A 22,986-nucleotide genomic window follows, 5' to 3' on the forward strand; every position below is an offset into this window, starting at 1 on the left:
TCAAATGTAGCATGCCCAAACGTAACCTGACAATGGACTTTTATCCCGGAGCATATGGATTTTTCCCTAAACCGTCTTCACTTTGCGGTATATTTTCTGCGAGCAGTCCATCGCCGTGTAGCGCCCCGATTGCTGGACGGCTAACAGCGACTCCTTGCTGCCGAGCGCAAGAATCCCGGTCGGATGCAAGCTTTCGTCGAACAGGCTGTGCACCTTATTTTGCAGAACCGTGTCGAAGTAGATCAGCACATTGCGGCAAATAATGACGTGAAATTCGTTAAAGGACCGGTCCGTCACGAGGTTATGCTGAAAGAAATGAATGTTCCGGCTAAGCTCCGGCTGAAAATAGGCAAATTCATGATCCGTCGTATAATAGGCCGAAAATTCCTGACTGCCGCCTGCCAGCAAATAATTTTTCGTATAGCCTTGCATCCGCGCCAGCGGAAATGCGCTTGCCCGCGCCCGTTCCAGCGCATGTTCGTTCATATCCGTAGCGAACAGCTGCGTTCTCGCGGCAAGCCCTTCCTCCTGCAGCAGGATCGCCATCGAATAAACTTCCTCTCCCGTCGAGCAGCCGGCGTGCCAGATGCGGATTTCCGGCAGCTCGCGCAGCAGCGGAACGACATTTTGGCGGAAAGAGGTAAAAAAGGCGGGATCGCGGAACATCTCGGTCACATTAATCGAAAAGTCGCCCAGCAGCTTCTTCGCCATGTCGGGATGGTGAAGCACTTTGTCCAGAAGCGCGGTTATCGACGGCAGCTTCTCCATCCGGACCCGGTTCATAATCCGCCTCGTAATGGAAGTACGCACATAATTCCGGAAATCAAACCCGTACAGACGGTACAATCCTTCCAGCAATAAGCTGACTTCGATCTTCTCGAGCTCGCTCGTGTGGGTCTCCTCGGCTTCCAGGTCCGCCGGTTGCAGCCTCAGATCATCCGTATTCATCGTTCACACCTTCGTCAGCCAAACCCGCATCAGCGAGAACAGCTGATTCATATTTAATGGCTTGCTTATATAATCCGAAGCTCCCGCTTCCAGACATTTCTCCCGGTCATACTTCATCGCTTTGGCCGTGAGCGCGATGATCGGCACCGCATCGAACTCCGGCATTTCGCGAATATGGCGCATCGTCGTGTAGCCGTCCATAACCGGCATCATGATGTCCATCAGGATCAGATCAAATTTCTCCGCCTCCCTGTGCAGCGACTCCATGCATTCCTGCCCGTTGTGCGCGACTGTGACCTCGATGCCTGCCGCTTCCAGCGAAATTTGCAGCGTATACCGGTTGCGTGCGTCGTCGTCCACAACCAACACTTTTTTGTTTTTGAAAATCTCCTTGTGTATCGAGGCCGACGTCACCCGGTTTTCTTCGATATGGCCCTCGCCGCCCTCTGTGCACGCTGCCTCAACCGCCGACTCAGCCGCCGCCGACGCCTCGCTGAGCATCATAGCCGACTCATGAGATTTCGTCTGACCGAGCGGAGGCAGCAGGATCGTAAACGTGCTGCCCCGTCCTTCCTCGCTGTCGAGCAGGATCGTCCCGCCAAGCAGATTGGCGAATTCGCGGCAGATCGATAACCCGAGTCCCGTACCGCCGTATTTGCGGCTTGTCGTCCCGTCGACCTGCTGGAACGCTTCGAAAATAATGTCCCGCTTGCTTGCGGGGATGCCGACGCCGGTGTCCGCCACGGATATCGCCAGCACCGTCTCGTTCGGGCATTCCGGCAGAGCGTCCGCCACAACGGCTGGGTCGGCCCGGCGGATCGACAGAACGACTTCCCCGCTGTCAGTAAATTTGAATGCGTTCGACAGCAAATTTTTCACAATTTGATGCAGCCGATGCTCATCCGTCCAAAAAATCGCCGGAGCGTCCGGCTCCATGCGGGTAACGAAACGAACCCCTTTTTGTTCGGCGATTTTGCCGAATTGGTATTCCATAACGAGCGGAAACTCAGTTACGCTCATCTCTTCTGGTACAATCTCCACTTTGCCGGCTTCCACCTTGGACAGATCCAAAATATCGTTAATCAGCGTAAGCAGATCGTTGCCGGACGAGTGGATGACTTTGGCATACTGCCTCTCCTCGGTGCCAAGCTCGGCATTCTCCGCAAGGAGCTGCGACAAGATCAGCATGCTGTTCAGCGGCGTCCGAAGCTCGTGGGACATATTGGCCAGGAAATCCGACTTGTACTGCGAACTCTGCTCCAGCTGCTCCGTATATTCTTCGAGCTCGATCCGGATCTTCTCCAGCTCCCGCGATTTTTCCTCGGCGAACCGGTTCTGCTCCTCCAGCTGTTCGTTCGAGACGCGCAGCTCCTCCTGCTGGGTTTGCAGCTCCTCGGCCTGAACCTGCATCTCCTCCGCCTGCGACTGCAGCTCCTCGGTCATCGCCTGCGATTCGCGAAGCAGCCGCTCGATCTCCATCTGGTTCTCGACTCTGTCGATCGTCGTGCCGAACGTATCCAGAATCTCATCGAGCAGTTGCAGCTGAACTGGCGTGAACGCATGCAGCGTCGCCAGCTCCAGCACGGCCGTAACCCGTCCCTCGAACTCGACCGGAGCGATCAGCACCTGCTTCGGAACAGCACTCCCGAGACCGGAAGCGATCCGAATATAGTCGTCCGGAACATGCTCCAGATGAAACATCCGGTTTTCTTTGGCGCATTGCCCGACCAGCCCTTCTCCCGGATGGATCGCCTCCGGGCTGACTGCCAGCTCGCCCTCCCCCGCATAAGAGGCTACCCGGATCAGCTTGCGCTGCTCCCCGCGGCCTGTACCTACGTACAAGACACCGTATACGGCATCGAGCAGCGGCGTTATTTTATCGATAAACGAATGACCGAGCGACGAAAGATCGGTCACCCCTTGGTACATACTGATGACCTCGGCAAGCTTCGTCTTCGTCCAGTTTTTCTGCTCCTGGTCCTCCAGCAGCTCGTTCATCGCGGTCCCCAGATCGCCGATCTCGTCCCGGGCGCTTACTTCGACGCGGCGCTGCATGCCTCCAACCGAAGTGGAAATTTCTTTAATGCTTTGCGTAACCGCATGAATCGTCCTCAGGATCGAGCCGGAAAGAAGGGTTGCCGCAGCGGCCGATATGACCGTCACCATAACGAGCATCACGTACAAAGCCGTCTTCAGAGCGGCATTCCGATCGTTTAAGGCCGCCGCTCTCTCCTGGGTCAGCTGATTTTGATTCTCGCGGAAGATGTCGAATTGTGAACGCATCTCGTTCATGTAAACTTTGCCGGGATCTTTCCTGTAAAACTCGGCGATTCCCGCGTTATCGTTCGCTTTCTTCAACGCGATAGCCCGCTCCCCGGCCGATTCGATCCATTGCTCAATCGTTAACTTGACCGTCTCCAGCCGCTGCTGCTGGCTCGGGTTATCCGACACGAGCTGATTCAGCCGGATATAGTCCTTCTGCCATTCCGCCTTGGCGGCCGTATAAGGCTCGAGGTAAGCGGCGTCGCCTGTAATCAAATAACCGCGCTGGCCGGTTTGCATGTCGAGCAGATGTTTTTCGATCCGGTTCGTTATATCGATTACCGCCATATCGTGCTCAATGACGTAATTCCGCTCCTCCTGCATGGAAGTCATCTGTTGATCGACAATAATTAGCGAGACAACAAAACAGATAATGCTCACCATGTAGCCAAGTACGATTTTGGCGCGTATTCCAAATCTGAACCTGTTTGCCATTACCTTGTGTCCTGCCTTTTCTTGTAGAGGATAAATTGCCGTTGAACGTCGAATAATCCAACCTTTTGACTATTATCATACTACCATACTATAGATCGACACAATTTGGCCATTTCTTAAGTTACATAAAAAAGAGACTCCACAGCTCTTCGTCTCTGCGAGTCTCTTTCTCATACACACCATTTTGCAAGAACGGACATACACGCTTATTGTCCAAAACGTCCGATCGCTTCGACGACACCCTCTCCGTACGGCGACCGGGTGACGTAATCGGCCGCCGCCTTCAGCTCGTCGGGGCTGTTCGCTACCGCGATCCCTACGCCCGCCGTCTTCAGCATCGCCAAATCGTTGAGCTGGTTGCCGATCGCCAAAACGTCGGCCAGTTCGACGCCGAGCACATAAGCCACTTTGCGCAGCGCCGTGCCCTTGTCGATTCGCGCGGGGATCAGCTCCAGATAGTCGCTTTCCGATTGAAGCGCGGCGATCCGATCGCCCAGCAGCGGCTCCCAGCGCTTCCATAGCTGTGTGGACAGGCGGATGTCGCCGAGCAGGATGACTTTATCCAGCTCGCCCTGCCGCCACCCTTCGTCGGCTGAGGACAGCAGCGTGCAGGCCACCTGCTCCTTATGCTCGAACGTCACGATTGCCGGAGTCCGGCCGAAGACGCCGATCCGCTCGTCACGGAATTGCAATACGTTCAGGCCGGCTTCGTGCGCGGCGACCAGCAGCTCCGCCGTCAGACTGGCCTCATAGCCGTTCTGTTCCAGAATCCGGCCGCGAGCGGCAAGGACCGCCCCGTTGCACAGGATGACCGGGATCTCGATGCCGAGCTGCTCGATCACCCGCCTAGCCGTCAGCAGCGGCCTTCCCGTCGCAATCGTAAAGTATCCGCCCTTCCGGACGAATGTGCGAATACTGCTTGCTACTTCCGGCGCAAGCTTGTGGTCCGGGGACAGCAGCGTCCCGTCCAGATCGCTTACAATCAATCGGATGCTGCTCATGCTGTAGTATTATTCTCTCCTTGGCCCCGCGACCAAGGTGAACAGGCTTTCTCCGTCCTCCGCCCGCTCCCGAAACCTGCGGCGCGTTATTTGAAAGTCGAATTGGCCATCGCCGTTACAATATGTTTCTGCATCGAAGCGAATACGGCCACAATCGGTAAAATCGCCATGACGCTTGCCGCCATGATGACATGGAAATGCATCGCCTCGTTCCCTGCGATCGAATCCCGGAGCATCGTAATGCCGACCGTCAGCACCCGCATCTCGTTCGTATTGGTCATAATCAGCGGCCAGAAATAAGAGTTCCAGCCGGAGATGAAAATAAGCACGCCAAGCGTGACGACCGTCGGCATCGCCATCGGCAGCAAGATCCGGTAGAGCATCCCGAACCGGCCGGCCCCGTCCACCCGCGCCGCCTCGAGCACGTCGTTGTTAAGCGACTTGAACGCCTGCCGGAGCAGGAAAATGCCGAATGCCGAGGCGCCGTGCGGGACGATCAGCGCCCAGAACGTGTTCAGCCAGCCGAGCTTGGACATCATCACGTAAACCGGCACGAAGGTAACCTGGTCCGGCACGATCATCGCGGCGAGCACGAGGAAAAACAAAACTTCCTTGCCCCAGAACGTCCCTTTGGCAAACGCATAAGCGGCCATCAGAGCGACGTTCAGCTGGAGCACGATCAATCCGACCGACATCAGCAGCGTATTGCCGAAGAAGCGCGCGTACGGAATGACGCGGAACGCCTCCGCGTAGTTGTCCCACGCGAACGACTGCGGCCACAGGGTCGGAATCGCCATCCGCATCTCCGCCTGAGTCTTCAAGGAACTGATGACCAGCCAGTAGACGGGAAAAAACATCACCACTACGACAAGAAGCGCGATAACGCCTCGAACTACGTACTTGAGCTTGCCGTTTCCTTGTCCGGCCATCCGGCTATCCCTCATAGTGCACCTTCTTCCGGCCGACTGCCCATTGAAGGAGCGTAAGCAGCAGGATGATGACGAACAAAATGATGACAAGGGCCGAAGCGCGTCCGGTCTTAAACTCCGAGAATGCCATCGTGTAGATCCAGTAGACGATCGCATTGGAAGCTTGAAGCGGTCCCCCGTTGGTCATCACGTCGATCGACTGGAATACTTGCATCGAGGAGATAAATGTCGTAATCAGCAGGAATAAGGTCATCGGCGACAGCAACGGAAGCGTAATATGGCGGAACTGCTGCGCCCTGCCCGCCCCGTCGATCGCGGCCGCTTCATAATATTCCTGCGGAATGCCGCGCATGCCCGCAATGAACAAGATCATCGCAAAGCCCGCGCCCTTCCATACCGACACCGCGACAAGCGCGGGAATGACGGTAGCCGGGTTAACGAGCCAATTGACCCCATCGAGCCCCAGCAGCCCCATTATATAGTTCAGCAAACCGTATTGTCCGTTGTAGATCCATGTAAATACCATCGCGGCGATAACCATCGAAATATAATACGGCATAAAAATGACGCCGCGCATAAACGCATACAGCTTCGAGTTCGCCACGTTGAACAGCAGAGCCAGCAGCAGGCCGATGCCGAGCGTAAACGCCACATCCAGCACCGTGTATACCATCGTCACCTTCAACGACTGGTAAAAATCCGCGCTCGTCAGCAGACGCGTATAGTTATCCGCCCCAACAAACTTTTTGACCGGCCTCGTCATGTTCCAATTCGTAAAGCTGATATAGATCGAATACGCCAGCGGATAATAGAGGAAAGCGCCCATGAAGACCAGTGCCGGCAAAGCGAACGAAAAATCTTTCAACGCCCCGATCCATTTGCGCCCGCCGCGAAGGCGGGAGGAAGCGGCGATCCCGCCGGATGCCGCCACCGTCCCCTCTCCGTTAGTCGTTACGTAGCTCTCCATCGACATCACTCATAATCCTTCAAGACGTCGTTCATTTTCTGGGACGCCTCCTTCATCAGAGGAACCGGATCTTCATTGTTAAGCGCCAGACGTCCCACTACTTCCATATACTGCTTGCTGAATTCCGGGTAAGCCGGATGCTGCAGGCGCGGAGTGACGCTGTCGAAATTATCGAATACCGCTTTATACTGCGGCCATCTCTTGAAATATTCCGCTCCTTCGGAAGAAGCTATCGCGGATTTACGCGTAGGCAGGTAGCCGACTGATTCCGCCCACTTGATATTCGGCTCCGCGGACGTCATAAACTCGATGAACTTCCAAGCCGCTTCCTTCTGGTTGGCCTTCGCGCCTTCCATCATGACGATTCCGGCGCCGCCGATATTGGAGGTGCGGGTCTTGTCGCCCGGCAGGAACGAGACGCCTACCTCAAACTTGGCGTTCTCGCGGTACATCTTGAGTAGAGCGGACGTGTGCTGCACCATGGCGATTTCGCCGTTCAGGAACATTTGGCGCATATTGTCGGAGGCGCCTTTGCCGTACCCGATATGCATACTGCCCTCTTGCTTCCACTTTTTGAAGTTTTCGATAAACCGCAGCGATTCCGGCGTATCCATCGCCGACTTTTTCATATCGCCTGTCAAAATTTTGCCGCCGCCGTTCACGATCCACGGATCGTAATACCACGTATCCCAGCCTGGCACAGAGAAAGCGTAACGCGTCGTTTTGTCGCCTTCTTTTTTCGTTACCTTCTGGTTGAATGCCTCAATCTCGCTCCAGGTTTGCGGAGGCTTTACACCGAGCTCGTCGAGCAGCGTTTTGTTGTAGACGAATACGCTGGTGCTGACGATCAGCGGGAAGCCGTACTGTTTGCCGTTATAAGCGTAAGCTTGCAGCATGCCTTTGGAGAAATCGTTCAGATCGGTTTTGTCGCGCTTGATCCAGGAGGTCAGATCCGCGAATACCCCGCCGTCGGCGAAGTTCGGCAGCGACGCCACCTCAACGTTCGTCACCGCAGGCACATCGCCGGCCGCTACAGCCGCCTGCAGCTTCTTATGAAGGTCGCCGTACGCTCCTTGATACACCGGCTCTACCGTAATATGCGGGTATTTCTTCTTAAACTCCTCGATCCTATCATTCAATCCGGCCAACTGCGCTTCCGCATGGGCATGCCAATATTGAATCGTAACCGGAGTCGTGTCAGGCTTCGCCTCAGCCGGCGCCGCCCCGGCCCCCGTCGTCCCGGCCGGTGTCCCTCCGCTCGAGCACGCCGCCAAACCGGCTGTAAGTACGCCTACCAATACCGGAGTAACCCATCTTTTCACGTTCGTGTTCATGTACATCGTCTCCTCTCCAAATTGAAAACCGCGGTTTTTGTTTCGTTTCCAGACACACCAAAAAGACACGATCAAGCCCGACTAGACAGACCACCCCCGCAGAATCGCTTGGACGTCCGCATGCCGCTGGGTTTTCTCGTCGTCTCCACCCGAGGCGCACTTCTGAACGAAAGCCGATCCTTTACCAAAACCGCTGGTCTCCGATGGAGACATGGTCCGCGCCGCTGTTCAGCGCGATTCTGATTTCTTCCTCGCTGCGGATTAGCCCGCCTACTATTAACGGCCGATTCAGTCTCGCCTTCAGATCGCGGATAACGCGGGGCATTAGTCCCGGCATCAATTCCACTTCGTCCGGCATCACCTGGCCGATCATTTTCACCGCTGTTTCGACCGCTGCGCTGTCGATGGCGAAGATCCGCTGGATCGAGCGAATACCCGCCTGCCGGGCCGCCGCAATCGCGTTGCTCTTCGTCGTAACGATCCCGTCGACCGCGAACGTTTCCGCCAAATACTGCACCGCGGAACTGTCCCGGCCAAGCCCCTGCACCATCTCCAAATGAACGAACACTTCTTTCCCGGACTCGTGCAGCCGATTTCGAATATCCGCCAGCCTCACGATATCGCCGGTCATCAGGATCACCCGTTTCACCTTGCTGGCCGCCGCCGCTGCAATCTGCTCCGGCTTCGTGATGGAGGCTATAATCGGAAGCCCGCTTTCTTCTGTTTGTACCATTGACTAGTCCTCCTCCTCGTAAGCCATTGTAAACGACAACTATAATCGCAATATTCGAGAAATGTTAAGCGAATGTTAACCTTTTGCTATGGCTTCTCCGGATAGGCCGACAACGTCTTGCCGTCTGAGACGAACAGCAGATGCCCGTTTTTCCCGGTGTTGTACACGGTCGCGCCTTCTTTTTCGTACCGTTTCAGCACGTCCATGCTCTGCAGGAAATTGGCGCTTAACACGGCGATTCCCGGTTTGACCGCCTTGATGAACGTGCCCGACGAGGACGTCATGTCCCCGTGATGGGGAGCGTGCAGCAGATCGGCCTTCAGCTTGCCGCCGTATTTGTCCGCAAGGGCGTATTCCTGCGTCTTGTACAGGTCCCCGGTGAGCAGGATGCGATTGTCTCCGTATGCCATCATCAGCACGAGGGAATGATTGTTGTGCTCCTCGGTTCCCCACTTCTCGTATTTGTCCGGCGTCGTGCCTTGCGGCGGGTTCAGCACTTCGATCGAGACGGAAGGCGACCATTCGATCTTCATTCCTTCGGCTGCCGCCTCATGGGGGATCTGTTTCTCCTGAAGGATGCTTTGTACTTTGCGGTACGTCTCCGTCTGATGCGGAATGCCGTTATGGATCAACCGATCAACCGTCTTCGTGTGCAAAAGGGTCGTCAGCCCTCCGATATGATCGATATGCGGGTGCGTGTTCACGACCAGGTCGAGTTTGTTCACGCCCAGCTTCGTCAGTTGCTCCTCCAGCTTAGGACCCGTCTCCGGAATTCCGGCGTCCACCAGCAGCTGCTTGCCCTCCGGCGACGTGATCAGGATCGCGTCCCCCGACTTTTCTTGCGACTGCAAATGAAAATAGCGGATCGACAGCTTTCCCTGATTCGAAGCCATGTCGTAAAAAGGCGCTTTCGCCGCGGCGGTCCGCCCGTTTCCCGATTCGACGGCGGAAGTCGGTGAGCAGCCGGCCGCAAGGAGCAGGCTAATTCCCAGCGCCGCCGGGACTGCAAGCTTTCGGAGCCAGTTGCGTATACGTTTCATCTCTTGATGTTCCCCCCGGACGTATTTCGATTGATGAACAGCACAAAAAAACCCGAACACAAGCCGCCTCCATCCGAAATACACAAATAGAAGCTGCAAGCGCCGCGGGTTTTCTCTAGGCTCTACCCGAACATGCTGATACGGTTACTATACTTGGCAATTGTTCGAACCGTGTTAACTGGTTGTAAATAAATCGTAAAGAAGCGCAAGAGGAGTGCTCAGGCGCCTTTGACTTTGAAAACCCGTACGTTTGCATGGGAATGGGGGCGCAGCATACTGGCTCCAGCCCCACGCGGATAGGTTATGCGGAACCATTCAACTTCAGAGGTAACCCGTGACCCTCATTCCGGTGAGCAGGTCGTGTTCGCCCGCCTTCGCCTATTTTAACGGTCCACAAACCGCTCTTAATCGGTTCGGTTCGGCTCCTTCCCCGCCTGAAGCAGGGCAGAATGCCAAAACGGCCACCCCAAAAAAACAGGCGGCTTCCGGCACTCGCTGACCGACAAGGAAGGCGATCCTCTTCTTCTGCTTTAGTACGGATGAAGAAAATACTCCATAAAAAAAGACCGCCCTCAGTCGTTTGACTGGGAGGACAGCCTTTATGGGTACTTACTCGCAGGCTGCGATGACTGAGCTCGGTCACGCCCCCGTCGCGCCCGCCTCGGACAACGTCGTCTGCAGCTCGTCGTGAACCGTCCCGTTCGTGGCGAGCACGTGGCGAACCGCCAGCGTGTACGGCTGTCCGGACGTGTCGGTTACCCGGCCGCCCGCTTCGCTGACAAGCAGGGAGCCTGCGGCGATATCCCAACTGTTCAGCCCGATTTCCCAGAAGCCGCTTAATCTTCCGGCCGCTACATAAGCCATATGAAGCGCCGCCGAGCCGGCCACCCGGATGTTTCTCGCTTTCGGGGCGACCGCCTGAACGCCTTTCAAATTAAGCGGAAGCGCAAAATCGCTGTCTGCCGGGAATCCGGTCGCGATCAAGGAATCGGACAGCTTCGCTTCTCCCGATACTTGCATCCGCTTCCCTTTCAGATAAGCGCCCTTGCCCTTCTCGGCGACGAACAGCTCGTCCCCGCACGGATCGTACACGACGCCGACAATCACTTCGCCCCGGTGCGCCAGCGCGATCGATACCGAGAAAAACGGAAAGCCGTGCACATAGTTAGTCGTGCCGTCGATCGGATCGACGATCCATAAATATTCGTTATCCTTCATCGTCTCGAGAGCTTTAGCGGAGGCGTCGGCCCCCGGGGCCACTCCCTCTTCCCCGAGTATCGTATGATGCGGAAAATGCGTTTTGATCAAGTTGCGGATCATCGTCTCCGAACCCTTGTCCACCTCGGTGACGAGATCGTGCGGCGTGCTCTTCAGCGTCAGTCTCTCATGGGTGCCAAGCTTCAGCTTGATCCATTCGCCGGCCTTGGCAGCGGTATTGATGGCAACGGCGGTGAAGCTTTTGCCGCCTACTGTAAAGGTTGGTTTTGGCTCATTGCTCAACGGTAGATCACTCATTTCTATCGATACGTTGCGATACTAGTACGAGTTCAAAAAGTCCGGTTTTCAGCACCGAGAAGATTGGATGAAGCTAGGAAATGAGGAGCGGAGCGTAGTGAAAGCTACGTGAGCACCGGAATTTCCGGCTGAATTCAATATTCGATGTCGAGTACGCTTTCTGATCTGCTTCGTGATCAAAAGCGGGCTTTTTGAACAACCTCTACTAGTAAGTATAGTATAATTACGCCAGATTGTCCTCGGAGTTTCACCCAAAATCGTTCGGCGAATCGTACAACTTCCCGCTAGTTTCCTAACCCCAGATCATTTTGAGCGCCAGCACAATCAGCGTGATGCGCAGTACCCACAGCAAGGCGTTGCCGCTCATCTTGCGCACGATCCGGGCGCCCAGCCAGCCGCCGACCCACGCTCCGGGTGCGAGAGCCAACGTACTGTACACATCGATCTCGCCATGAAAACCGTGTGTAATGCTGCCCAGGATGGACGACAGGAAAATGACGAACATCGACGTGGCCGTCGCCACATGGGGCGGATACCGGAACAGCAGCACCATAACCGGCACGAACAGAGATCCGCCGCCGATGCCGAACAAGCCCGAGATGAAGCCGACGCCAAATCCGACCGTTAACGCTAATGCGATATTATAACCGTATTCGTACGAGTTCCCCTGCAGATCCGTATAGGATCGCTTGATGCTCCAGTCGATGGCCGCCGGCTTAATCTTATTGCGAAACATAAGCAGCAGCGCCATGAACAGCATGAAGAAGCCGAACGACAGCTCGAACGGGCGCGGCGCGAAGTTGCCCGTCAGCGAAGCCCCGATCATCGCAGCCGGTCCGCTCGTCGTAAAATAAAGCCATCCGCTTCGAAAGTCCACCTTCTTCTCTTTCATAAATGTTAACGTCGAAGACAGCGCGGTAAAAATCAATACCGTCAGCGAAGTCCCTACCGCCGTCGCCGTCGAGATGTCGCGCTCCAGAAAAATCGGTGCAATATATAGAAGCGCAGGCACGATAATAATGCCCCCGCCCAAACCAACGATGCTTCCAAACGTCGCCGACACGACGCCGAGCAGAAGCAGCAACAGGAAGCCGGTCATACGAATCCCTCCGCAGCAATGTCATTTCCTTAATGTAGCAATCCGGTCACCGTTCGTCAATCGCTTGTCCCCGTTCCCATAACAATTCGCGCACCCGAAATGATTCAGGGATAACATTAATTCTAAATAGAAGCTCTTAGAATATTGCGTAATCTGAGTTACAATATACACAGTATCAAGTCACAATGGTTTTTTCCGGCCAGAGGGTCAACTGAGGCTTCCGGAAAATGTATTGTACGGAGCGGTGTAACTGTCTGCTTTTATCTTTTTTAGAATGGCCGCTCTTCGGTTTTGGGATTCAGCCGGTTTTGGTTGCATAATTTCTGTATAAATATTGTATAACTTTTTATCGAAATAGTGTACAATTATGAAGATCAAGTAACTCTGTTCTTGAAGGGGCCATCCGTATGAAAAAGTGTCCGTATCATGCCTTGACTTCACTCTTGAAGCCGTCTGTAAAAAAAGAGTATTCGCAGCATTCATCCCGCATAACTCTCCCGTCTACATCGCCGGCAAACGATACCGTCAAGCTGGAAGTATTCGCAGACTCCCAAATAACGGCCCAGCTTCGGATGATTGCGCTGACCGAGGAAGATTTGCGGCTTCTGCAAAGCATTCAGCCTTTTATTATGGAACATATCGACGAGATCGTGGACGATTTCTACAAAACCGTCATAGCCGTTAACGGGCTTAAAGACATTATCGAGCGCCACAGCACAGTCGAACGGCTAAGGGAAACGCTTCGCCAGCATCTGATCGAGATGTTCGACGGCAGGCTGGATGCCGAATTCGTACAAAAGCGGCTGAAGATCGCCGAGGTTCATCAGCGGATCGGACTTACGCCCAAATGGTATATGGGCGCTTTTCAAAACTTGCAGAATACGCTTCTCACTGTCCTTTTACCTTATCTTCGTAACGGAGAAGACAGCTTAACCGTCGGAAAGTCGATTACCAAGCTGCTTAACTTCGAGCAGCAGCTGGTATTGGAGGCTTACGAGAAAAAAAATGTAGAGCTTCGGGAGCTCCAGTACGAGCGGATCAAGAAGGAATTGAAGCATTCGATCAGCACAATTAGCGAAGAACTGGCCTCTATTACGGAGCAAACGTACGCTTCGACCCACAAGCTGATTGCAGCCAGCAGTCAAGTGAACGAATCGGTCACGCACAGCACGGACCGGGCCAACGAATCCAGGAGTCTGGCGGAAGACGGCGCGAAGAAGGTTTCGGAGCTGCAGGCGCGCATCGAGCTGATCCGCCAAAGCTCGCTGCAGGTGGAACGGGCAGTGATGCAGCTTAAGGAATCGTCGCGGCAGATCGGCAGCATCGTGACGATCGTAAAAGATATAGCGAGTCAAACGAATCTGTTGTCGCTGAATGCGGCGATCGAAGCGGCGCGGGCCGGAGAATTCGGAGCGGGCTTTTCCGTCGTCGCCCAGGAGGTCAAAAAGCTGTCCGACCATACCCAGCAAGAGGTGCGTCAAATCAGCAAGCTGATCGAACAGTCGAACGAATATACGAAGCAGGTGATCGACTCGATTCAGGACGTGCAGCAGCAGGTCGAGGCCGGGAGGCACGAGTCGTATACTACGAAGGAAACGTTCGCTCAAATCGAGCAGTCGCTCGAGAACGGGCTGTCTGAAATCAGCAAATCGAAGCAGGAAATGAAGCAGCTCGCCCACGCCATCGAACAGATGGAGGAAGCGACGCACCGGGCCGCCGTATCCGCCGAACGGCTGGATGCGACGACGCGGAATTATTAGTGAGGCCAATGCGCAGCCGAGGAACCCGTTGACATGGCAGACAGGTATTTCCCCCGTCATTTTCAGGACTGTCCAATTGATAAAGTCTAGAAGGACCGTAACCGGGCAGCACTTACCGGGCGAGTCGCCTAGCGCTTAGATGCCGTTACATTAGGAAAAGCCATCCCGGGGGGCAGAATCCCCTGGAATGGCTTTGTTGGTAATTCGTTTAAACTCCGATAATATGATAGCCGTTGTCGACGTGGATCACTTCGCCGGTGATGCCTCGGGACAGGTCGCTCATGAGGAACATCGCGGTGTCTCCGACTTCCGCCGTCTCGGTCGTGCGACGCAGCGGAGCTTTCTCCTCGACTTGACGCAGGATCGAATTGAAGTCCTTGATGCCTTTGGCCGCAAGCGTTCGGATCGGTCCGGCCGAAATGCCATTGACGCGGACGTTGAATTGGCCGAGGTCGTTCGCGAGATAACGGATGCTTGCTTCCAGCGCCGCCTTGGCGACACCCATGACGTTGTAGTTTTTCATCGCGCGTTCGGCTCCGAGATACGTCATCGTCATGATGCTTCCGCCTTCGGTCATCAGCGGATAGATCCGCTTGGCAACCGCCGTCAGCGAGTAGGCGCTGATATCGTGCGCAAGCGCGAATCCGTCACGGGACGTGTCGACGAACAGTCCTTCCAGTTCCTCGGTCCGTGCGAAGGCGATGCTGTGCACATACCCGTGAAGAACGCCGAAATGCTCTTTCAGCTTCTCGGTAAGCGTATCGATTTCCGAATCGACGGTTACGTTGCACGGCAGCACGATCGAATTCGGGATGGTGGCGGCCAGCTTGCTGACCCGCTCCTCTACCCGCTCGCTCTCATACGTAAATGCAAGACGCGCTCCTTGAGCGGAAAGCGATTGGGCGATCGCCCAGGCGATGCTGCGATCGTTCGCGACACCCATGACCAATATATTTTTACCTGCCAGCAATTGACTCATCGTTTCGTTTCCCCTCTCGACAATGAACAAATGGTCACAGCTCGGTTAATTCCTCTTTCAACGTACCTTATTTTCCCATCCGGATCAAGCCCTGATCTCGAAACAAGCCTGATCTGCTATCCGAATCCCGCTTCTGTTCCGTATATCCTCCATCAGCCGGAGCAGAGCCGCATCCTTCATCTTGGCCTCCAGCATCACATCAAGCCGTTCCGTACCCGCTTCGGCCGCCATTCGCAGAAAGGCCAGCAGCTTGTCCGCTTCTACATAATCGGCATGACCCCGGACATCCTTCAGGCTTTTGGGGCTGGACATGTGGATCTTGGGAGGCAGCGCCCGGGTCGCCCAAGTATTCGTGATCCGCGGCCACAGCTGCCCGGCAGTATGTTCCCCGGGATTCACGTCGTGATGGTGGATATCGAGCACCATCGGCGTCCCTACCGCTTCGCAGATGTCCAGCGTTTCCTCCGCCGTGAACGTCTTGTCGTCATTCTCCAGCGTGATGCGGCGCCTGATCGGCCCGTCCACCTCCAGAAACTGCTTGACGAACCGGTCGCGGGCTTGCACCCGGTCCCCGTATGTACCTCCGACATGGATGTTGCACATCGCCCGCTCGTCCAGTCCCATGGCATCCAGCATCCGGACATGCCGCCGCAGATCGTCAACCGAATTGCGCAGCACCTCCGGCCTAGGCGTACTTAATACCGTAAAATGATCGGGATGAAAGCTGACTCGCATATCATGCTCCCGGACATAATCTCCGATCGCCCGGAAATCGTCCTCCAGCGCCGGAAACGGGTCCCAGCCTTGGAGCAGCTCGTGACCGATCAGGGGGATCAGCTTGGACGAAAAGCGGTACATCCGAATATCAAAAGCGCGGTTATGTCTGAGCAGCCTGAGCGTGTTATGCAAATTCTCGGCCGCAATCCGTTCCAGCTTGCGAATCGCCGCTTCACGATCCGGAAGCTTCCTGAAAAAAGTGGCAGTCATCGTTTTGGACGGCGAAGCGTTCTGGACAATAGTCGACATCGCTACATATCCGAGTCTGACGATCAAGCGGCAATCCTCCCATCGGAACCTCATATAGAAATGGAAACCTCTATAGTAGGATGCCCTTACGGAGGAAAACCATAATCCGCCCCCGAGCAAGCCGGCCCGACATCGGCGAACTTCTTCTTCGTAAACTACGCCTCCGAAGCCGCTTCGGGAGCAAATCCCTGCTTCCGCAGCCAGTTGGCGCATTCCAGCGTCCATGCGTACGCTTCCGGGTGCGTCTCCGCCAGACCGAGGCCGTGACGGCCGCTTTCGTAGACGTGAAGATCGAACGGGATCTTGTGCCGGCTTAAAGACGCAGCAAACATCAGACTGTTCTCCACCGGGACGGCCCCATCATTCGCCGTATGCCACAAAAACGTAGGCGGCGTCTCGCTGTTGACCGCGAGCTCACCCGACATCAGCTCGCGAAGCTCTTGAGACGGCTCCGGTCCAAGAAGATTGTTCATCGATCCCTGATGATAGGATTGAACAAACGAGATTACGGGATAACAGAGCACAAGCGCATCCGGTCTGGAACCGACCCGTTCGATCGGGTCCGCCGCCCCGGGATCGCCCGGCTCGTGATGGACGCCTGCCATCGCGGCGGCATGTCCGCCAGCCGAGAAGCCCAAAATCCCGATCTTGTCCGGATCGATGCCGTACTCCTCCGCGTGGCTCCGCACCCAGCGGATCGCTCTGCGGCAATCTCCGAGCTGCACGGGATGGCGGTAAGGAGCCACCCGGTAATGCAGCACGAACGCGGCGATGCCGAGCGAATTCAGCCATCTGGCGATCGGCTCTCCCTCATGATCCGCTCTGCGGGCATACCCTCCGCCCGGGCATACGATTACACATCCTACAGGTTTGTTGCTGCCGCTAACCGGAAACGCAATCAGGCGAGGGTAATCCTCCTCGGTCTCTCCCGCCCGATATGGCGCGCCCTCCGGCCATAGTTCGATCGTCATTGTAAAGTCCGCCTCTCCCTAAGGTTGGTTCTTCACACTCGGATGACTGATTATGCGGGCAATCTGTTTGCATGGTCAACTGACGTTTGGTTCCCGGCCGCTTCCTTCTACTGCCTGTCGCCAAAAAACATTTCGTGGGCAAGCGACGTCTGAATGCGGGACTCTTCCTCGGTCAGCTTGCGCACGAGCTCCATTTCCACTTCGGTTACTTCTTCGCCCTGAAAATTGATTTCCGCAATCGAAACGACGATCTTCACGATCGCCACCGCTACGTTGTTAGGCGTGTAAGCAATAACCTTCTGCCCGGTCGGGTAGACGCGGAACCCTTTCTTAACCATCTTCCCTCTGCCGTACTCCAGCAGTTCGTACAGCTCCTGGTCCGACTTGAACTTGCAGACGGAGTTGAATTCCGATTGAAAGCCCATTGCATCATCTTCCTTTCTCTATTAGAGGTTGTTCAAAAAGTCCACTTTTGATCACGAAGCACATCAGGAAGCCTACTTGACATCGAATATGGAATTTAGCCGGAACTTCCGGTGCTCACAAAAGCTGCCACTACGCTCCTCATTTCCTAGCTTCATCCCATCTTCTCGGTGCTGAAAACTGGACTTTTTGAATTCGCACTATTAGTCCAGATCGAATGAATAACGGATGCTTTGTCTGGAAGCATGCCGCTCCAGCGCCAATCGGATCAGTTCGTTCAGCAACTCGCCATAAGGCTTGCCGGTTTCCTTCCATAATAACGGATACATGCTGAACGGAGTAAAGCCAGGCATCGTATTAATCTCATTAATAAAAACAGTCCCGTCCGATTTGCGCAGGAAAAAGTCGACACGCGCCAGCCCGCTGCCATCGATCGCCTGGAACGCGCGCACGGCCATCTCGCGAATATCCTTTGCGACCTCCTCGGAAAGCTCCGCAGGTATAATCATGGCCGACTTGCCGTCAATATATTTGGCCCGGTAGTCGTAAAATTCATTGGACGATACGATTTCTCCGGGAACGGAAGCTTCCGGCTGCTCGTTGCCCAGTACCCCGACCTCAATCTCTCTGGCTTCCACGAACTCCTCGACAATGACTTTGCGGTCGTATTCGAAAGCTTCGGTTACCGCCGCAATCAGCTCTTCGCGGTTGCGCGCCTTGGAGACACCTACGCTGGAGCCGAGATTGGCGGGCTTGACGAAGCACGGATACCCTACGGATACTTCGATTTCCATCAGGAAAAACGGCTGATCCTTATCCCACTGCGTCCTCGTGAAATGACGGAATACGCACTGCGGCAGACCTTCCTGGGCGAACAGCTTCTTCATCATGACTTTGTCCATTCCCACTGCCGAGGCCAGTACGCCAGCCCCTACATACGGAATGCCAGCCATTTCCAGAAATCCCTGAACCGTCCCGTCCTCGCCGAACGTACCGTGAAGCAGCGGAAGCACTACATCCAGCTTACGTTCGGAGGCCATCCCGGATGCGCCGGCTACCGGCTGCAAATTGCTGAAGAAAGGCTGCAGCGCTGTCGAGCTTCCGGAGGAAGTAGCCGAATCCGCCGCCGCGATCCGCACTTCACCGTCCGTCTCAAACCGCAGCCGCTGCAATTGGTCCACAGGCCCGGTCAAGGCAGGCCCCGACCTCCACTCTCCGTGCTTCGTAATATAGAAAGGATGAACTTCGTATTGCGTATGATCGAAAGCGCGGATAACGGCCATCGCGGTTTGCAGGGACACGTCGTGTTCGCCCGATCTGCCGCCATATACCAATCCGACCCGAATTTTTCTATTCATGGCTACCTCCGTCTTGTTGAATAATGAAGTCGTGTTTTGTTGCATGCTAACGGTATTAAAAATAGTCCGCAATATGAAAAAAGCTGTAACGGGTATTTGGTGTCCATGCATAGGAATCCCGGTAGTCCCAGTAACGCATGCGGCTGTCGATCGTATGCGCGTTAACGAGCGGCATCCCTGCCGCATCGAAGCCGGTTACGATCGTATTATGTTGAAACCGGCCGTCGCCGTCCCAGTCGTAGCAGATCACGTCGCCGATCGTAAGCTGCCTCGGCGAGTGAACGATTTCCGAACGCAATCCGGACTTGCTGGAAGCCAAAAACGATTTCAGACTATGGGCTACCGCCCAGCTGTAACTCCACAGCTCGCGGCCGCCGTCCATGCCTTGATACCACCATCCCGATTCCCTTTTTCCAGTATAGTTCATGGGGGCTCCCCCTGCAACGAGGCATTGCGAGACATAGTTGGTGCAATCCACCTCGAAACTCGTGTAGGCGGGATTGGCTTTATTCCACCATGTTTCGGCATAACGCTGCGCCTTGGCGCGGTCATAAGGGATGTTCCGGACGGACGGCTGGGCGGCGAACGAAGACAATACGCCGTAATTCAAATAAGGAACGGAGCGAAGTCCGGCCTGCTTCTCTCTCTCCGGTTCGGCTTCGGCAAAAGGAAGCTCCGACTGCGGCGGTCTGCGCCGCTCCGATTCGTCCGGCTGCACGTTCGTAATGATCCATTGCTTGCCTTGCTTCACAACCTGAATCCGCTCCCGGTTCATCCGTTCTTCGCGGTGCGACTGACCGGCCTGCCCGTATTCCGTGCAAAGACGCAGCTCCAGATCCACGACCGCCTGGCGTTCGGTATCGTCGATCGCGCGCATCCTCATGCCCGCTTCGCTGCGCAGCGCGACGACCCCCCTGGCGTCCCGGCTCGCCTGCACGCGGTGAATTCGCTGCTCCAGCCGGCGGACGAATCTGTCGTCGCTGACGATCGGTACAAGCTGTCCCGCATCGCCGTCGACCTCAAGCCGATTGCGGCGGTGCGCATATTCGTAGATGGCGGATTTCCAATTAGCGAACATGGCGATTCCTCCTAATAGTCGGAACTACATGCAGGCGATCATCGTCCCTCGTTTCCTTGGGCAAAGCGCTATTTTCATATGTATGTTCACATCGGGCAAAACATGTGCCGGACGCCGGGGACGGACAACCGTCAAAAGGGTTTAAAAGCCCATAATGACAACGATTCTCAGTTCGAAACAGGACAAAAAAGAGCTTTACGCTTGCCGCAAGAGACGGTATACTAAAGGTATAGCAATTTTGAAATCAGGTTTCATAAGGTGAAACTGATAAGCCGAATATCCGGCTACTTACAAGTACAAAGGAGGCTATCATCCATGTCCAGAAAGGACCATTTCAGCGTCCGGACGCAGCTTGCCGTCGGCGGCAAGCCGTATAACTACTACAGCCTGAAAGCGCTGGAGGGCAAAGGCTTCAGCGGCATCGACCGTCTGCCTTTCTCCATTAAAGTTCTTCTTGAAGCAGCTGTCCGCCAGTTCGACGGCCGTGCGATTACGAACGAGCACGTCAAGCAAATCGCCAGCTGGGCCGAAGGCCGCGACGATAATAAAGAAATTCCGTTCATTCCTGCACGGATCGTGCTTCAAGACTTCACCGGCGTACCGGTTGTCGTTGACCTCGCAGCTATGCGCGCAACGATGAAACGTTCCGGCGGAGATCCTAAGCGCATTAACCCGCTCGTTCCGGTTGATCTCGTTATCGACCACTCGGTCATGGTTGACGCATTCGGCAGCAAGGACGCTTTGGAATATAACATGAAAGTCGAATTCGAGCGCAACGAGGAGCGTTACCGTTTCCTCCGTTGGGCGCAAACGGCGTTCGATAACTTCCGCGCCGTTCCTCCGGCTACCGGTATCGTTCATCAGGTCAACCTGGAGTATCTGGCATCCGTAGCGGCAACGAAGACGGTTGACGGCGAAACCGAAGTATATCCGGACTCCCTCGTCGGTACGGACTCCCATACGACGATGATCAACGGTCTCGGCGTAGTGGGCTGGGGCGTTGGCGGTATCGAAGCGGAAGCCGGCATGCTCGGACAACCGCTCTACTTCGTAACTCCTGAGGTTATCGGCTTCAAGCTGACCGGAAGCTTGGCGGAAGGCGCTACGGCGACTGACCTGGCCCTGACGGTTACGCAAATTCTCCGTAAAAAAGGCGTTGTCGGCAAATTCGTCGAGTTCTACGGCTCCGGCCTCAGCAATATCAGCCTTGCAGACCGCGCTACTGTGGCGAACATGGCTCCGGAATACGGCGCAACCGTCGGCTTCTTCCCGGTCGACAGCGAGACGCTTAACTACATGCGCAGCACCGGCCGCGAAGAGGATCAAATCGCCCTCGTCGAAGCCTACTATAAAGAGCAAGGCATGTTCCGTACGGACGACACGCCGGATCCGGTATTCTCCGACACGATCGAACTCGATCTGTCCACGATCGTACCGAGCTTGGCCGGTCCGAAGCGTCCTCAAGACCGCGTCGAATTGACGCAAATGAAAGAAGCGTTCAACTCGATCATCCGTACGCCGATCGAAAAAGGCGGTTACGGACTGAGCGAGGAGAAAATCGAGCAATCCGCCGAAGTGAAACACCCGAACGGCGAAACGACGAAGCTCGGAACAGGCGCTGTCGTTATCGCGGCGATCACGAGCTGTACGAACACGTCGAACCCAAGCGTTATGCTGGGCGCCGGTCTCGTCGCCAAAAAAGCGGTGGAGCGCGGGCTCAAAAAGCCGGCTTACGTAAAAAGCAGCTTGACTCCGGGTTCCCTCGTCGTTACCGAATATTTGCAAAAAGCAGGCCTGATCGAGCCGCTCGAAGCGCTCGGCTTCCACGTGGCAGGTTACGGCTGCGCGACTTGTATCGGGAACAGCGGTCCGCTGCCGGACGAAGTGAGCCAAGCGATCGCCGACAACGACTTGACGGTAGCCGCCGTATTGTCCGGTAACCGGAACTTCGAAGGACGCGTTCATGCTCAAGTCAAAGCAAACTACCTGGCTTCTCCTCCGCTCGTCGTCGCTTACGCGCTTGCCGGTACGGTCAATATCGACCTGGCAAACGATCCGATCGGCTACGACAGCGAAGACAAGCCGGTTTATCTGAAAGATATCTGGCCGACTAACGATGAGATCAAAGCGGCTATCGGTACCGCTCTTACGCCGGAGATGTTCCGCGACAAGTACCGCAACGTCTTCACGCAAAACGAGCGTTGGAACCAAATCCCAGTGCCGCAAGGCGAATTGTACGAGTGGGATACAAGCTCGACGTACATTCAGGAGCCTCCGTTCTTTATGGACCTGGGCGAGCAAGTGGGCGACATCGGCGAGATCCGCAGCGCCAAGACGCTTGCGCTTATGGGCGATTCGGTTACGACCGACCATATCTCCCCGGCCGGCAACATCAAGACCGACAGCCCTGCGGGCAAATATTTGCTCGAGCATGGCGTACAGAAGGCGGACTTCAACTCGTACGGCTCCCGTCGCGGCAACCATGAAGTAATGATGCGTGGTACGTTCGCCAACATCCGGATCCGCAATCAAGTGGCTCCAGGCACCGAGGGCGGTGTAACGACTTACTTGCCAAGCGATGAAGTAATGTCCATCTATGACGCGTCGATGCTGTACCAAGGCGAGAACACGAACCTGGTCGTCATCGCCGGCAAAGAGTACGGAACCGGAAGCTCCCGCGACTGGGCGGCTAAAGGTACGTTCCTGCTGGGCGTCAAGGCGGTTATCGCGGAAAGCTTCGAGCGGATTCACCGTTCCAACCTGGTCGGCATGGGCGTTCTGCCTCTTCAATTCCCGGAAGGCATGGGCTGGAAAACGCTCGGCATCACCGGCCGCGAAACGTTCGACATCATTGGCCTCGACAACGGCGTACAGCCAGGCCAACCTGTCCGCGTTCAAGCAACCCGCGAAGACGGCACCACGTTCGAGTTCGACGCCATCGTCCGTCTGGACAGCATGGTTGACGTCGACTACTATCGCAACGGCGGTATCCTGCAAACGGTACTTCGCCAGCTGATTAAAGAAGCGAAGTAAGCTATATATGATGGAAGAGGCCCGGGGGCTTAGCC

General features: G+C 55.5%; 18 protein-coding genes. 2 read left to right on the top strand and 16 right to left on the bottom strand.

Features of this window, described 5'->3' with window-relative positions:
* Positions 1-66 precede the first annotated feature (66 nt).
* The 10 genes from IDH45_RS28115 to IDH45_RS28160 all read right to left on the bottom strand — a co-directional run bounded on the left by IDH45_RS28115 (position 67) and on the right by IDH45_RS28160 (position 12,323).
* Positions 67-948, bottom strand: coding sequence for a CheR family methyltransferase (locus IDH45_RS28115; protein ID WP_190931477.1), 882 nt, complete (start codon positions 946-948; stop codon positions 67-69).
* A gap of 3 nt (positions 949-951) precedes the next feature.
* Positions 952-3,705: a CHASE3 domain-containing protein gene (locus tag IDH45_RS28120; RefSeq protein ID WP_190931478.1), complete on the bottom strand. Its 2,754-nt coding sequence runs from the start codon at positions 3,703-3,705 to the stop codon at positions 952-954.
* A gap of 206 nt (positions 3,706-3,911) precedes the next feature.
* On the bottom strand, positions 3,912-4,706 hold the full coding sequence (locus IDH45_RS28125; protein WP_190931479.1) for an HAD family hydrolase: 795 nt from the start codon (positions 4,704-4,706) through the stop codon (positions 3,912-3,914).
* An 86-nt stretch (positions 4,707-4,792) separates the two neighbouring features.
* On the bottom strand, positions 4,793-5,650 hold the full coding sequence (locus IDH45_RS28130; RefSeq protein WP_190931480.1) for a carbohydrate ABC transporter permease: 858 nt from the start codon (positions 5,648-5,650) through the stop codon (positions 4,793-4,795).
* Positions 5,640-6,602 (bottom strand): carbohydrate ABC transporter permease, encoded by a 963-nt coding sequence (locus tag IDH45_RS28135; protein WP_190931481.1) that lies wholly within the window; start codon positions 6,600-6,602, stop codon positions 5,640-5,642. The genes IDH45_RS28130 and IDH45_RS28135 overlap by 11 nt, the downstream gene beginning before the upstream one ends.
* A gap of 5 nt (positions 6,603-6,607) precedes the next feature.
* A complete protein-coding gene (locus IDH45_RS28140) occupies positions 6,608-7,936 on the bottom strand; it encodes an ABC transporter substrate-binding protein (protein ID WP_223837030.1) in 1,329 nt (442 codons plus the stop codon).
* 181 nt (positions 7,937-8,117) lie between these two features.
* The gene (locus IDH45_RS28145; RefSeq protein WP_190931483.1) at positions 8,118-8,669 is read right to left on the bottom strand and encodes a glycerol-3-phosphate responsive antiterminator; all 552 of its coding nucleotides are present in this window, start codon (positions 8,667-8,669) and stop codon (positions 8,118-8,120) included.
* A gap of 86 nt (positions 8,670-8,755) precedes the next feature.
* Positions 8,756-9,709: a ComEC/Rec2 family competence protein gene (locus tag IDH45_RS28150; protein ID WP_190931484.1), complete on the bottom strand. Its 954-nt coding sequence runs from the start codon at positions 9,707-9,709 to the stop codon at positions 8,756-8,758.
* 639 nt (positions 9,710-10,348) lie between these two features.
* Entirely contained in the window at positions 10,349-11,224 is an 876-nt protein-coding gene (locus tag IDH45_RS28155) for an inositol monophosphatase family protein (protein WP_190931485.1), read from the bottom strand.
* A gap of 292 nt (positions 11,225-11,516) precedes the next feature.
* Positions 11,517-12,323 (bottom strand): sulfite exporter TauE/SafE family protein, encoded by an 807-nt coding sequence (locus tag IDH45_RS28160; RefSeq protein ID WP_190931486.1) that lies wholly within the window; start codon positions 12,321-12,323, stop codon positions 11,517-11,519.
* Between the two features lie 407 nt (positions 12,324-12,730).
* Here IDH45_RS28160 and IDH45_RS28165 point away from each other — a divergent pair, with 407 nt between their 5' ends.
* Positions 12,731-14,083: a globin-coupled sensor protein gene (locus IDH45_RS28165; RefSeq protein ID WP_190931487.1), complete on the top strand. Its 1,353-nt coding sequence runs from the start codon at positions 12,731-12,733 to the stop codon at positions 14,081-14,083.
* A gap of 208 nt (positions 14,084-14,291) precedes the next feature.
* Here the strand turns inward: IDH45_RS28165 and fabI are convergent, their stop codons facing one another.
* The 6 genes from fabI to IDH45_RS28195 form a co-directional block, all read right to left on the bottom strand.
* Positions 14,292-15,062 (bottom strand): enoyl-ACP reductase FabI, encoded by a 771-nt coding sequence (gene fabI, locus IDH45_RS28170; RefSeq protein ID WP_190931488.1) that lies wholly within the window; start codon positions 15,060-15,062, stop codon positions 14,292-14,294.
* 84 nt (positions 15,063-15,146) lie between these two features.
* The gene (gene uvsE, locus IDH45_RS28175; protein WP_190931489.1) at positions 15,147-16,115 is read right to left on the bottom strand and encodes a UV DNA damage repair endonuclease UvsE; all 969 of its coding nucleotides are present in this window, start codon (positions 16,113-16,115) and stop codon (positions 15,147-15,149) included.
* 128 nt (positions 16,116-16,243) lie between these two features.
* Positions 16,244-17,059: an alpha/beta hydrolase gene (locus IDH45_RS28180; protein ID WP_190931490.1), complete on the bottom strand. Its 816-nt coding sequence runs from the start codon at positions 17,057-17,059 to the stop codon at positions 16,244-16,246.
* A 107-nt stretch (positions 17,060-17,166) separates the two neighbouring features.
* Positions 17,167-17,484: a hypothetical protein gene (locus tag IDH45_RS28185; RefSeq protein WP_190931491.1), complete on the bottom strand. Its 318-nt coding sequence runs from the start codon at positions 17,482-17,484 to the stop codon at positions 17,167-17,169.
* 201 nt (positions 17,485-17,685) lie between these two features.
* Positions 17,686-18,840 carry a D-alanine--D-alanine ligase gene (locus IDH45_RS28190; protein ID WP_190931492.1) on the bottom strand — a complete coding sequence of 385 codons (1,155 nt, stop codon included), beginning with the start codon at positions 18,838-18,840 and terminating at the stop codon, positions 17,686-17,688.
* Between the two features lie 55 nt (positions 18,841-18,895).
* The gene (locus IDH45_RS28195; RefSeq protein ID WP_190931493.1) at positions 18,896-19,918 is read right to left on the bottom strand and encodes an amidase domain-containing protein; all 1,023 of its coding nucleotides are present in this window, start codon (positions 19,916-19,918) and stop codon (positions 18,896-18,898) included.
* A gap of 315 nt (positions 19,919-20,233) precedes the next feature.
* Here IDH45_RS28195 and acnA point away from each other — a divergent pair, with 315 nt between their 5' ends.
* The gene (gene acnA / locus IDH45_RS28200) at positions 20,234-22,951 is read left to right on the top strand and encodes an aconitate hydratase AcnA (RefSeq protein WP_190931494.1); all 2,718 of its coding nucleotides are present in this window, start codon (positions 20,234-20,236) and stop codon (positions 22,949-22,951) included.
* Positions 22,952-22,986: the final 35 nt, after the last annotated feature.

It is taken from the genome of Paenibacillus oceani, from assembly GCF_014705615.1.
Lineage (GTDB): Bacteria > Bacillota > Bacilli > Paenibacillales > NBRC-103111 > Paenibacillus_AB > Paenibacillus_AB oceani.